Raw genomic sequence first — 13,481 nt, 5'->3', positions numbered from 1 at the left:
TTAACAGTTGGTACAAGCGGCTTCTGCACAACGCTCTCCATCCATTGCAGCAGAAACAATACCACCAGCATAACCACCACCTTCTCCACAAGGAAATAAATTAGTGATTTCAGGATGTTCTAAAGTTTCTGTTCTTGGGATACTTACAGGCGATGAGGTACGCGATTCTACACCAATAATATTAGCTTCTTCCGTATAATAACCTTTCATTTTTTCGCCAAAAGCTTTAAATCCTTTTCGTAAAGAACCACCAATTATTTTTGGTAATAACGAATGTAAAGGTGCCGATTTTAATCCCGGTTGGTATGAGGTTTCGTTTAAGCTGGATGATAATTTACCTTCTACAAAATCGGTTAGTCTTTGTGCTGGTGCAGATTGTCTTCGACCTCCTGATGTAAACGCTAAACGTTCTAAATCTTTTTGATATTCAAGCGCTTTCAAAGGCCCAAAATGTTCGTATTTGTAAAGATCTTTGTCAGCATTAATTTCTGTTACAATCCCTGAGTTTGCAAATTTATTATTTCGTTTTGAAGGCGACATGCCATTAACAACCACTTCTCCGTTTGCCGTTGCTGCTGGAACTATAAATCCACCAGGACACATACAGAAGGAATAAACACCTCTGTCATTTACTTGCTGTACTAAACTGTAAGATGCGGCAGGTAATAACTCATCACGTTGTTTGCCTTCACAGTGATATTGAATGCCATCAATAATTTCTTGAGGATGCTCTACACGAACGCCCATCGCAAAAGATTTAGCTTCCAATTTAATTTTCTTGTCATTTAATAAATAGAAAATATCTCTAGCCGAATGTCCTGTGGCTAAAATCACTTTTTCAGTATCTAATTCTGTTCCGTTTAAAAGTTGAATGGCAACAATTTTATCATTCTTAATTGTGAAATCGGTAACACGAGTTTCAAAATGAACTTCGCCACCAAATTTGATGATATTCTCTCTGATATTCTGAACGACTTTCGGTAATTTATTAGTTCCGATATGTGGATGTGCATCAACTAGAATTTGATCCGTTGCACCATGATAAACCAAGTTTTCAAAAATTCTACGGACATCACCTCGTTTTAAACTTCTGGTATATAATTTACCATCACTATAAGTTCCGGCTCCGCCTTCTCCAAAGCAGTAATTAGAATCTTCATCTACAAAATGATCTTGATTAATGGCTTTTAAATCACGACGACGATCTTGTACATTTTTACCGCGTTCTAAAACAATAGGTTTAAAACCTAATTCTATACAACGCAATGCGGCATACATTCCTGCGGGTCCAAAACCAATAATATGCACAGGTTTTGCATTAGAAACATCTTTATAATCAAAATGATAATCGGAAGTTTCTGGCATTGGTTCATTGATGTAAACCTCTACTTTATAATTAAACATAATATTTCGCTTACGTGCATCAATAGATTTTCTTAAAATCTTGACTCCAGTAATTTCAGAAGATTTTATGCCTAGATCGTAAGCTGCTTTATTAAGCAAACCGTCTGGTTGTCCTTCTTGATGTAAATTGATGCGTAGTTGTAAGGCTTTTATCATGTTGCAAAATTAAAGAAAAGAAATGTTTTCAAAACTTTTATATAGTAATAAGTTGAACTATTCGTATTTGAATGTAAAGCATAAAAAAAGCCACATTATTTAATGTGGCTCTTTATTAATTATAATAATTAAAATTAAGATTTTGTTTTGGGCTGGTCTCTGTTCATTTCTGTAATATCTACACTTTTTGCTTCGGTATTAAGAAAGTATTTACTAAAATGATCTGCTCTTAACCAAAATGAATATTCCGTCATATCTCCAAAACTATGACGTTGTCCTGGCATTAGCATAAAATTGAAACGTTTGTTGGCTTTTATTAAAGCATTTGCCATACGAATGGTTCCTCCTGGATGTACATTATTATCAACATCTCCTGTAATCAGCATTAAATTTCCTTTAAGGTTTTGTGCTAAAGATGGATTGGTGTCTATTAGATATTTGTACTTCACATTTCCATCCTCATCCATTTCTTCTTGCACACCATGATGTGTTTCACTCCACCAGCTATTATAAATATTATTATCGTGGTTTCCTGCAGAAGATACTGCTGCTTTAAAGAAATCTGGATATACTAACATGGCTGCTGTAGACATAAATCCACCACCAGAATGGCCATAAATTCCCACTTTATTAATGTCAATAAAGTCATGTTTGTCTGCTAATTGTTCTGCAATATGTCTTTTATCTGCTAAACCGTAATCTCTTAAGTTTCCATAACCATAATTATGATACCACTTAGAACGGTCAGGGTGTCCACCACGATTTCCTGTAGTTACAACGATAAAACCAACTTGAGCCATACGATCTAAACGATCCATACGAACTGAAAAAGATTTGTTAACCGCTTCGGTTTGTGGACCTGGATATACGTATTCTAAAAGAGGGTATGATTTAGTCTCATCAAAATTGAAAGGCTTGTACATTACACCGTAAATATCAGTAATACCATCATCGGCTTTCATCTTAAAAGTTTCTGGGAATTGGTAACCCGCCGCCATAAGTTGAGATAAATCAGCTTCTTCTAATTCCATGATTAGTTTTCCGGTATTCGATCTTAATTCAGATTTAGGAACTGTGTTTACTCTAGAATAATTACTTACAAAATAGCCGTTTGAATCTGCCATGTCTGTGCTAGAATTATAGTCACCAGGGTTTAAAGCTTTAAGTCCTGTTCCGTTCAAATTAATTTTATAAAGATGTTCGTAATAAGGATCTTGATCTTTAGGAATACCATGAGCAGTAAAATAAAGTGTTCTGCTTTTTTCGTCTACACCAATAGCTTCTTCTACATGATAAGAGCCTGAGGTAATTTCATTTTTTAAATTACCTTCAGTATCATATAAATAATAATGTGCCCAACCTGAACGTTCTGCCCAATGTAGCATTTCAGTTTCATTATTTAGTAATACTAAAGGACGCGATTCTATATAGGTGTTAAAACGTTCTTCTATTAAAACTTTAGTTTCACCTGTGTTTATATCGGCAACGCATATATCTAATTTCTTACGATCTCTACTAATAGTATTATAATAGATTTTTCCTTTTTTAGATAAAAGTAATGATGGTGTAAAATCATCATCGTAACTCGATTTTTTTCTTGGTTCTCTATACACCTGAACACTTTGTTGTTTTACCGTATCGAGTTGCACTAAGATGTTACTTTTAGAAGGGATATCGAAAACATGAAGTTCTGTTTTGTAATATTCATCTTCGCCAGGCATATGATATTTGTAGGTTTCTAAAGTAGGACGCTTGCTAGAGGTTGTATTAATTACCCATAGGTCATTGATATGCCTAGAATCGGTTCTTTGAAAAACAAACTTTTTAGAATCATGAGACCAAATACCACGTACAGATTTACGTTTATCTTTATTCTTTAATTTATCTTCATTGTTTTGGCCACGACTGCTTCCTCCAAAATCGTAATTTTCCTCACCATCTTTTGTCCATTGATTTTCTACAATAGTTGAATCTTTTTCGTTTTTTACAGCTTTAAGAAAGTTTTCTTTGTCCATCCAATATAGATTGTAATGTTTAGAAAATAAAACTACAGAACTGTCTGGTGCAATATTTGCCCATTTTTTCCAATCTTCTTTTTCCTTCTTTTTGTTATCTAAAACAGTTAAGCTATTACTACCCAAACGATATTCAAAATGATATACTTTATTAACTTTTTTAGCTTTCTTCGTTTTTCTTTTTTCCTTTTTATCTGTTTTTGTAGAATCGGTCTCTACAGTATCCTCTTTTTCTTCATCTAAATCTTCATCTTTTTTATCTTCATCTACTTTTTCAGTTGAAGTAACATAAAAACGAATAGCTGTTTCATTTTTTACAAATTCGAAATTAAATTTTGGTAAATGCTGTGCATCATAAGGATCTTTAGTGATCTCAGTTAACCACTTTGCCATTTCTTCATTATCAAAAAGTTCTTTTTTGCTCTTTTTATCAGCATCAACAATGAAGTATTTAGAACCTTCTGTGGTTTTGTATTGGTACCAAAATTGATTGCCGTTTTTTAACCAATGTGGTCTTACTGATGTAGAGTGTACTAACTTCCCTAAGTTGTTTGGAGAGAATTTTGCTGCCGCTCTGTAATTTGGTGTAGGTGTTGTGTTTTCTTGTTCGTTCTGCTGTGCATTTATTGAAGTAATTGACAAGCTTAAAAGTAGTAGAAGTAGTAATCTTTGCATGCTTAGTGGGTTGGTTTTAGGTGTGATATTTTCTATATCTGACTAAAATACTTTGAATAATATGAAGTTTAAAAAGATTTAACATTAGCCTAACGAATTAATCTCATTAGCATTTTTCTTATAGTATGATTTTAGTATCTTCAAACCTTTAAAAACACAATAGAGTTGAGCTGGTTAAAAAAAGACCCTTTACAGATTATAGCGTTTCAGAGCTATGGAACAAATTGTCACTTTTACGCTAGAGGTAGAGCTTTAGAGGATGAATCTATTGATTTAGAAAATCAACATATTTGGCATCTTATAGTGAATACTTGGAAACGTTTTGAAACCGATGAAATTAAGCATGTTAGTTTAGATTTAAAGTTGCCCAATAATAAAATTATAAAGGTTACTACAGATGAAAATGGATATTTTATTGCAGAAGAAACTTTAGAAAACTTAAGTGAATTAACCAACGAAGAAGGTTGGTTATCCTTTGAGCTTTCTTATAATGACGTTACGCTGAAAAGAACAATTCAGAATAAGAATAAGTTCCCTGGTGAATTATTAATTCCTTCTACTAAAGCAGAATTTGGTGTTGCTAGCGATATTGATGATACTATATTGCATACAGGAGTTGTCTCTATTTTAAAATGGCGCGTCATTTATAACTCAATATTTAAGCATGCTAAAAATAGAATTCCTTTAGAGGGATCTGCTGAATTTTATCATAAATTACATCGTGGAGTTTCAGGGAAAAATGCAAATCCTATTTTTTATGTAAGTCATAGTCCTTGGAATCTATATCGTTATTTAGAACTCTTTTTAAGACAGAATGATTTTCCGAAAGGGCCAATTTTATTACGAAGTTTTAGTAATTTTTTGAAGAGGAAACCTCAAGATGAAAAACCTCAAAAACAAAAAGAGATTCTTAACCTCTTAAAGACTTATCCAGATTTGCCTTTTATATTAATAGGGGATAGTGGTGAGCATGATCCTGATATCTATATAGAGATAGCAGAAGAATTTCCAGACAGAATTTTAGCTATTTATTTGCGTAGTGTTAAGCATAAAAAGAGAATGATCCGTGTTAAAGGACTTTTAGAAAATTACAAAACTACACAAGTCTTAATGGTAGAAAGTAGTGAGCAAGCTATTGCTCATGCTAAAAAACATGGTTTTATCTCTTAAAAATAATATGGTGTAAAATTAATCGGTTTTATACTTAGATGTTAATTTAAGCATTTTTTCACTTAGAGAAAAAAGCCAATATAATTGTTCCCAAATGAGATGTACTTCTCTATGCGTACTTTCATTATTAGATTGAGAGATTGCAATATTTGTAAAATGCTCTACAGAGAAATTAAATGGAGCAGGTTTTGCTTTTTGAGATTCTTTTTTAGGTCTTAAAACTTCAAAATTAATCAGGTTTAAATTCTTATAAGTTGTATTTATATTGCTCTCAATTCTGTCTGATATTGATATAAAATCTTCAGAAGCTTTTGTTGTATTGTGATTTTGTATGTAAGTATAAATGGAAGCTAAAGACGATAAAAAACTGTGGTTAAGAACTACCAGTTCGTAAATATCATCGATATGGGTTTGTTTAGACTGAGGTTCTTGAGCCATGCGCTGAAACGTAGAGCTTAGATTAGACATTTGTACAAAGGCTTCCTTTCTATTTACTTTTAAGCTTGTTGGTATTGGTCCTTTATTCTTATAAAATTTACTTATCGATTCAAAGAAAGTCATGTTTGCTTTTAAGGCATCTTTAATGTTTTCTCCTATTTCCATAAATGACCAAGCAGGCCATAACCATCGCATTGTTATAAAAGAAAGTACAGCTCCAATTATGGTATCAATAACTCTAAACTGAATGACTTGTAAAACATTAGGTTTTAAAATGGCATAAATAAAAATAACGCTGAGTGTTATAAATGTAGCAGTAGCTTTGTAATTTTTTTGAACCATTGAAAAAGCTATAATTAAAGAAACTACGGCTAAGGTTCCAAAAATATAGGGGTCTTTAATTAAAAAGACGAGAACACTTGCTAATGCTGCGCCAATTAATGTACCAATCGTTCTGTCTTTAGAACGTTTTTTTGTAAGTCCATAACTTGGTCTCATTATTACGATTATGGTTAACATTATCCAATATGGATTCTGAAAATCGAATAGTAAACCAATGGCATAACCCAACATTACAGTAACTGCTAATCGTAATGAATGCTTGAAGATTGTAGATTTAAAGCTTAGGTTTTCGAGTACTAATTTAGGGTCGTAATCTGGGGAAACAATAAAACGTTTTAATTTATCATTATTAACGAGATCTTCAGTTGTAAGTACAGGATTACCTAATAACCATTTTATTTTTTTTAGTTTTTCAATCTGTTTATTTTGATAGTCTAGTAGGTTTTGAAGCATTAAATAGCGTTCGTAGTTTTCGGGACGATTTTCACTTTTAAGCTTTATTACATCTTCTTTAAGTGTTTTAAATTTTTCTGTAAGAATATTGTTAGAAGGGAATTGTTGTGATTTATCATTTTGAGCAATAACAGATAACTGACGCGATAGTTCTTCAATTAACTTTTGGAAATCAGTTTTTAATTCAGGATGTTCAGCGAAAAGGGCATCCATTTTATGATAATTTACAGGGTTTGCAATTGCTGTTTCTAGTATTTCGACTAAAAGAACAAAGACTAATAATCGCTTGTTTTGATAGTTAGATTTTCCTGAGTTTTTTCGAGATATAATTAAAATTTCACGTAAAGTATCGTGGTGTTCTGTTAATTCACTTTGTAAGGTAATTAGTTGTTTTTGTAAATTAACACGGTCTGGTTGTTCTCCAATAAGTTGTCGTCTTATGTTTAAAAACTCAGCGGTAAGTAAGACGGTTTCTGTTAATATTTCTTTGGTTTGTGCTTTAGGGTTTATATAATGCCATACTGTAGATAATGACAAATACCATAATCCACCAACACCAACTAATAAAGCATATTGGTATACTTCTAGATGTTTAGAAATATGTGCAAAACTTAAAATCAGTGCTAATAATCCCGAAAAACTGATTAAAGAAGCTCTAAATCCATATATAGAAATGAATGCAATACAAAATGTTAGGAATCCTAAAATTGGGAATAATAAAAAATTTGAAATGTTTAAATAGCCTCCAATAAAGCTAACAATAACGACTAAAAAAGAAGAAAAGAGTATGCCTATTTGTTTGTTTTTTAAGCTACCGCTTGTGTCACTAGGAGAACACCAAATTGCGCCAAAACAAAGCGATAAACCAACTTCAACTTGTTGAGTCGCTATACCTAAAATAACAGGCGTAGATACTGCAATGCCAACTAACATTGCTTTTGTAAAGCTAGTACTTTTAAAGAATTCTAATAATTCTTTGAGATGTTTTGATATTAAATTTAAAATGATTTCAGTGATTTAATAATGAGTAACAAAGATACAATTTGAAATCTGAAAAGGGTTTTAAAAATGCTCTAAGTGTTTAAATATAATTATAAGTTAATAAACAAATTTGATTGCTCTAAGTTACTTTATTTTCTTCAAAAAGGATTAAAAAAAAATGCCTTCAGAAATGAAGGCATTTATATCTATTGTTATTGATCTCAATATTATTTCATAATACGAGTCAAGTGAAAAAACTTTTTATAGTCTTCAGGGATCGTATCTATATTAAGTAAAGAACCTTCTTCAATATTAGGGTAAATTTCTGCATAAGTTTTTACATTGTAAAGTCCTACACGTTTACTTATGTGATCTCTTTCTAATTCTTGCGGATTACTAAGTCCTGCAGCAGCAACCAATTCTAAGAAGCTATGAATTGTAGCTTCATGGTAACGTTTTGCTCTTGGCGCTTTATCTTCTACAACCAATCCTTTTACTAAAGATGCATTTTGAGTTGCTACACCAACCGGACATGTATTTGTGTTACATTGTAAAGCTTGTATACACCCAATAGAAAGCATCATGGCACGTGCACTGTTACAGCCATCTGCACCTAATGCAAGTGCTCTGGCCATATGGAAACCTGTAATTATTTTTCCTGCAACAATAACTTTAATATCTTTTCTTAGTCCAAAACCAACAAGTGTATCATGTACAAAGATCAATCCTTCTCTTAAAGGCATTCCCATAGAATTAGAAAACTCAACTGGTGCAGCTCCTGTTCCTCCTTCACCACCATCTACGGTGATAAAATCAGGACGAATTCCTGTGAAAATCATCGCTTCACAAAAGTCCATAAACTCTTGTTTTCTTCCTAAACATAATTTAAAACCAACCGGTTTTCCGTCAGAAAGCTCTCTAAGTTTTTTAATAAAATGCATAAACTGAATTGGATCAGAAAATGCAGAATGCGACGGAGGTGAGTGTACTGCAATACCGGGTTGTACGTGTCTTATTTTTGCGATTTCTTCAGTATTCTTAGATGCAGGTAAAATTCCACCATGGCCAGGTTTTGCACCTTGAGATAATTTAATCTCTATCATTTTAACCTGCGGTCTTAGTGCATTCTTTTTAAAGGTCACTTCATTAAAAGTTCCATCATCTTTTCGGCAACCAAAATAACCAGTACCAATCTGCCAGATTAAATCTCCACCGTGTTCCAAATGGTAATCACTTATGGCACCTTCACCAGTATTATGTGCAAAATTCCCCATTTTGGCACCTTTGTTTAATGCTAATACAGCATTTTTACTTAAAGATCCAAAACTCATAGCTGAGATATTTAATAAACTAGAAGAGTAAGGTTGTTTACAATCTTTTCCTCCAATTATTAAACGTGGAAATTCGCCAATATCTTTAGGGTTTGTTTTTGCGTACATGGAGTGTTCTAGCCATTCGTAACCAGAATGGTAGAGGTCCATTTGTGTTCCAAAAGGTTCTGTGTCATTTTCGCCTTTTGCTCTTCTATATATTAAAGATCTTAGAATACGGTTTAGAGGTCTTCCTTCTGTATCTGTTTCAACAAAATACTGCATGATCTCAGGACGTATAGATTCTAATATGTATCTAAACCTTCCTAATAAAGGGAAATTTCGTCTTATGGTATGTGAAGTTTGAAAAATATCAAAAACACCTAAAATAATTAAAGGACCTATGATTATGAAAAACCATAATGCAGGTGGCCAAATTTGAGCAATAGCTATCAGAGACAGTGTAAGCACTATCGAAATTAGTATAAAATACTCACGTACTTTCATAGTTTTAATTTTAAGAAAGGGCGAAGATAGGATTACACTTTCGAATAATAAATTAAAATTATAAAGTTTGTGGTTTCTTGCTTATTGTTTTTTAAGAATTATTAAATAATATGAGTTCTATTTTGAATTTATTTAGGGATAAAACTGAATTTTTATGATATTTCTTGAAAAGTATTTTTAACAATAGTTTAATCTTTTAGTGTTTCTACTGATTTTAACTAGCTGTATATTTGTAAATCAATTTAGAGATGAAAACATTAAATAGTAATTTAACAGATGCCGGACTTTTAATACTTAGAGTTTTTCTAGGTTTAGCGATGTGCTTTGGTCACGGTATAGGTAAATGGAGTTCACTTTTTAGTGGTGAAGAAATTAAATTTGCAGATCCTTTTGGCGTTGGTATGTTGCCTTCACTAGTTTTAGCTGTTTTTGCAGAAGTGATCTGTAGTCTTCTTTTAGCATTAGGATTATTGACACGTTGGGCTTTAATACCACTTATTGTTACTATGTTTGTTGCTATTTTTTTAGTTCACCTTTCAGATGGATTTGGAGTAATGGAAAAAGCACTTCTTTACGGCATAGGTTATTTAACCTTATTTCTAGCAGGACCAGGTAAGTATTCTGTCGATAGGTTTTTGAAACGAAAAAAATAAATTTAGAATCTTTTTATTTAGAACTTTCGAAATGATCGTGTTGTGACTTAATTAGTTGTCATGTTTCCTAATAATGAAAGTCTTTTTTCTTTCAAAAGTTTATTGTATTTTAAGGTGTTTGTTTTTAAAAATGAATAATTAATATTCATTTTTGATCTTACGATATCTTATCTTTAAAATTAACCATTTTATACATCAAATCAATTATATATGATTAAAAGAATATTTCTCACCCCATTTCAAAAATTCGTAAAACTAGAGAGTTTTAGTGGTATTTTATTACTGTTAGCTACTATTATTGCACTAGTTTGGGCTAACTCCCCTTTTGGAGATGTTTATAGAGATTTATGGCAATATGATGTCGGTATTGTTACTCAAAGTTTTGAGTTTAAAAAACCATTGATTTTATGGATTAATGATGGTTTAATGGCTATTTTCTTTTTCCTTATTGGGTTAGAAATAAAAAGAGAGTTGGTTATTGGAGAATTAAATTCACCTAAAAAAATCGCATTTCCTTTAGTTGGTGCTATAGGTGGAATGTTAGTTCCTGTTCTTTTCTTTTTAATGATTAATCAAAATCCAGAAACAGCAAAAGGTTGGGGTATCCCAATGGCTACTGATATTGCATTTTCGTTAGCAATTTTAAATGTATTAGGAAATCGTGTGCCTTTAAGCCTTAAAGTCTTTTTAACGGCATTTGCAATTGTAGATGATATTGGAGCCGTTTTAGTTATCGCATTATTTTATAGTGGTAGTATTAAAATTACCTTATTGTTAATTGCAGTAGCATTATTGGCCGTTTTATACTTTCTTTCTTATAAAGGTATTTATTCTCGTTTTCTATTGTTCTTTTTCGGGATAGCTGTTTGGTTCTTGTTTTTAAAAGCAGGTCTTCATCCAACTATTGCGGGTATTCTACTAGCGTTTTCTGTACCTATTAGACAAAAGATTAAAACAGCTACTTTTTTAGAGCAATTAGAAAGTGTTTTTAATAGATTAAAAAAGGCTAGTGTACTTAAAACTCCTATTCTTTCATCAGAACAGCTTCATATTATTGACGATTTAGGTGATTGGTCGTCTAAATTTCAGTCTCCTTTACAGCATTTAGAACACAGACTGCATGGTTGGGTTGCTTATTTTATAATCCCAACTTTTGCACTTGCAAACGCAGGTGTATTACTCAGTGGTTCAGAAGCATTAGATACTATGCTAGTTATTAATATTATTGTTAGTTTAATTTTAGGTAAGAGTATTGGGATTACACTAATTGTATTTATTGCTAAAAAGATTAAAATCATTGAAGTACCAAGTGATATTAAGTTTGTGCAAATTATTGGTGTTTCATTTTTGGCTGGTATTGGCTTTACGATGGCTATTTTTATTGCCAGTTTAGCCTTTGAATCTTCACCAGAGTATATAGATTCTGCTAAAATCGGTATTCTTATCGGTTCCTTTATTTCTGCAATTATAGGGTATGTTATACTGCATCTATCCTCTAAGAAAAAAGTAATTGAAGCCGTTTAATTAAAATTTAAAATCATAATATTTTAAGCCTATGTAATTTACATAGGCTTTTTTTGTTTAAATTTTTAACAAATCCTTAACTTCGTCTGGTTCGGTTACTTCCGAACTAAGTGGTATTTTTGCGACCGGTTTACTGTGGAGAGATATTAAATTTGTATTTCACAGTAGTAAATTTTAAAAACAATGAAACAAAATATCTGCAAAGAAAAAATGGCTTTAGTTGAAAAACTAGGGGTTCATTTAGAAACGAGAGAACAACTAGCTCCTGTTGCGGCACGCATTTTATCTTTTATAATATTAACAGGTAAAAAAGGAGTGACTTTTGAAGATATGGTTAAAATTTTGTGTGCAAGTAAGAGTACTATTTCTACACATTTAAACCATCTTCAAGATTTAAATAAGATTGTTTATTTCACTAAAACAGGTGATCGTAAAAAATACTTTATTATAAATAAAGACTCTATCCTTCAGCATATAGATAATATGGTTGATGAATGGAATGATATTAAAGGATTGCACTTAGAAATTAGAAGTTATAAAGAAACCATTAATGAAAAAGCAAAAGCTGATAATGAAGAAAAGTTTGACTTAAATTTTCATAACGATTACATCGAATTTTTAGATGGGGCAACGACATCAATTAAAGAATTAAAAAATAAAATAATAACGAACCATTTTACCCTTTAAATATATAAAAAAATGAAAAAAAATAATTTATACTCAATATTAGCACTAGGTGTATTTTTCCTTGTTTTAAGCTGTGGCGACAAAGAAGGACAAGGTGCTGCGGCAGTACAAGCACCACCACCATCTATTCCTGTTTCGCAATTAGAAACTAAAACAGTTACAGGTTATCAAGAATACCCAACTACTATTGAAGGTATCGTAAACAGTGATGTTAGAGCAAAAACTTCAGGGTATGTTAAGAGTGTATTAGTAGATGAAGGTGAAAAAGTACGTAAAGGACAAGTGTTATTTAGATTAGAAACACAGTCTTTAAGTCAAGATGCTGGTGCAGCAAAAGCCCGTATTAATGTAGCGCAAGTTGAGGTCGATAAATTAATTCCGCTTGTAGAAAAAAACATTATTAGTGCCGTACAATTAGAAACAGCAAAAGCTAACTTAGCACAAGCAAAAGCGAATTACAGCGGTGTTTCTGCAAATATTGGTTATGCAACGATTAAAAGTCCTGTTAACGGCTATGTTGGTCAAATTAATTTTAGAGAAGGTGCTTTAATTAGCCCAAGTGATCCAACACCATTAACAACGGTTAGCGATATTAGTAAGGTGTATGCTTTTTTTAGTTTAAATGAAACACAATATTTAGATTTTTTACAAAATGCAGAAGGCAAAAACGTAAAAGAAAAGATTGCAAATTTTGCACCTGTAAATTTAATATTGGCTAATGGCAGTACTTATGAAGAGAAAGGTAAGATCGAAACAAGTTCTGGTCAAATAAATCAAAGTACAGGTACGGTAAGTTTTAGAGCTGTTTTTGATAACCCTAATCAATTAGTTACGAATGGTAATAGTGGTAAAATTCAAATACCATTGGTTTACGAAAATGCTATAGTGGTGCCACAAGATGCTACTTATGAGCAACAAGGTAATGTAATGGTGTTTAAACTAGGAGAAGAGAATAAAGTAACAACTTCGATAGTAGAAGTAAAAGCAACTGTAGATAACTTGTACGTTATAGAATCTGGTGTAACTGCTAAAGACAAAATAATAGTTTCTGGTGTAGGTAAGCTAAGAGCCGGAATGGTTATTAGTCCTCAAGATAAGCCTTTTGATGAAGCTATTAAGCCTATTGCAACTTTATTTAGAAATTAATTAATCACCAAACATTTTTA

9 protein-coding genes are annotated in these 13,481 nt (G+C 31.9%); 5 read left to right on the top strand and 4 right to left on the bottom strand.

The window, feature by feature from the left end; genetic code table 11:
- Nucleotides 1–1,560 (bottom strand): NAD(P)/FAD-dependent oxidoreductase, encoded by a 1,560-nt coding sequence (locus H0I32_RS05360; RefSeq protein WP_179312771.1) that lies wholly within the window; start codon nucleotides 1,558–1,560, stop codon nucleotides 1–3.
- A gap of 134 nt (nucleotides 1,561–1,694) precedes the next feature.
- Nucleotides 1,695–4,250 (bottom strand): S9 family peptidase, encoded by a 2,556-nt coding sequence (locus H0I32_RS05355; RefSeq protein WP_179312772.1) that lies wholly within the window; start codon nucleotides 4,248–4,250, stop codon nucleotides 1,695–1,697.
- 165 nt (nucleotides 4,251–4,415) lie between these two features.
- On the opposite strand from H0I32_RS05355, the gene H0I32_RS05350 reads away from it, so the two are divergent.
- Nucleotides 4,416–5,420: an App1 family protein gene (locus H0I32_RS05350; RefSeq protein WP_173587178.1), complete on the top strand. Its 1,005-nt coding sequence runs from the start codon at nucleotides 4,416–4,418 to the stop codon at nucleotides 5,418–5,420.
- Between the two features lie 18 nt (nucleotides 5,421–5,438).
- Here H0I32_RS05350 and H0I32_RS05345 read toward each other — a convergent pair whose 3' ends face one another.
- Both H0I32_RS05345 and H0I32_RS05340 read right to left on the bottom strand, forming a co-directional pair.
- Nucleotides 5,439–7,586: an FUSC family protein gene (locus H0I32_RS05345; RefSeq protein WP_179312773.1), complete on the bottom strand. Its 2,148-nt coding sequence runs from the start codon at nucleotides 7,584–7,586 to the stop codon at nucleotides 5,439–5,441.
- 275 nt (nucleotides 7,587–7,861) lie between these two features.
- On the bottom strand, nucleotides 7,862–9,451 hold the full coding sequence (locus H0I32_RS05340) for an FMN-binding glutamate synthase family protein (protein ID WP_173587180.1): 1,590 nt from the start codon (nucleotides 9,449–9,451) through the stop codon (nucleotides 7,862–7,864).
- 248 nt (nucleotides 9,452–9,699) lie between these two features.
- Here H0I32_RS05340 and H0I32_RS05335 point away from each other — a divergent pair, with 248 nt between their 5' ends.
- From H0I32_RS05335 to H0I32_RS05320, 4 genes are all read left to right on the top strand, one after another.
- Entirely contained in the window at nucleotides 9,700–10,104 is a 405-nt protein-coding gene (locus tag H0I32_RS05335; protein ID WP_173587181.1) for a DoxX family protein, read from the top strand.
- 210 nt (nucleotides 10,105–10,314) lie between these two features.
- Nucleotides 10,315–11,628, top strand: a complete 1,314-nt coding sequence (nhaA, locus tag H0I32_RS05330; protein WP_173587182.1) for a Na+/H+ antiporter NhaA — start codon at nucleotides 10,315–10,317, stop codon at nucleotides 11,626–11,628.
- A 183-nt stretch (nucleotides 11,629–11,811) separates the two neighbouring features.
- The gene (locus H0I32_RS05325) at nucleotides 11,812–12,315 is read left to right on the top strand and encodes a GbsR/MarR family transcriptional regulator (protein WP_173587183.1); all 504 of its coding nucleotides are present in this window, start codon (nucleotides 11,812–11,814) and stop codon (nucleotides 12,313–12,315) included.
- 12 nt (nucleotides 12,316–12,327) lie between these two features.
- Entirely contained in the window at nucleotides 12,328–13,461 is a 1,134-nt protein-coding gene (locus H0I32_RS05320; protein ID WP_179312774.1) for an efflux RND transporter periplasmic adaptor subunit, read from the top strand.
- Nucleotides 13,462–13,481: the final 20 nt, after the last annotated feature.

The sequence above is a fragment of the Winogradskyella sp. HaHa_3_26 genome (assembly GCF_019278425.1).
GTDB lineage: Bacteria > Bacteroidota > Bacteroidia > Flavobacteriales > Flavobacteriaceae > Winogradskyella > Winogradskyella undariae.
This window is presented reverse-complemented; position numbering and strand designations above follow the sequence as displayed.

Coding starts and splice junctions, on each gene's coding strand:
- H0I32_RS05360 (WP_179312771.1), bottom strand. CDS start 1,560: ATGATAAAAGCCTTACAACTACGCATCAATTTACATCAAGAAGGACAA.
- H0I32_RS05355 (WP_179312772.1), bottom strand. CDS start 4,250: ATGCAAAGATTACTACTTCTACTACTTTTAAGCTTGTCAATTACTTCA.
- H0I32_RS05345 (WP_179312773.1), bottom strand. CDS start 7,586: ATGTTAGTTGGCATTGCAGTATCTACGCCTGTTATTTTAGGTATAGCG.
- H0I32_RS05340 (WP_173587180.1), bottom strand. CDS start 9,451: ATGAAAGTACGTGAGTATTTTATACTAATTTCGATAGTGCTTACACTG.
- H0I32_RS05335 (WP_173587181.1), top strand. CDS start 9,700: ATGAAAACATTAAATAGTAATTTAACAGATGCCGGACTTTTAATACTT.
- nhaA (WP_173587182.1), top strand. CDS start 10,315: ATGATTAAAAGAATATTTCTCACCCCATTTCAAAAATTCGTAAAACTA.
- H0I32_RS05325 (WP_173587183.1), top strand. CDS start 11,812: ATGAAACAAAATATCTGCAAAGAAAAAATGGCTTTAGTTGAAAAACTA.
- H0I32_RS05320 (WP_179312774.1), top strand. CDS start 12,328: ATGAAAAAAAATAATTTATACTCAATATTAGCACTAGGTGTATTTTTC.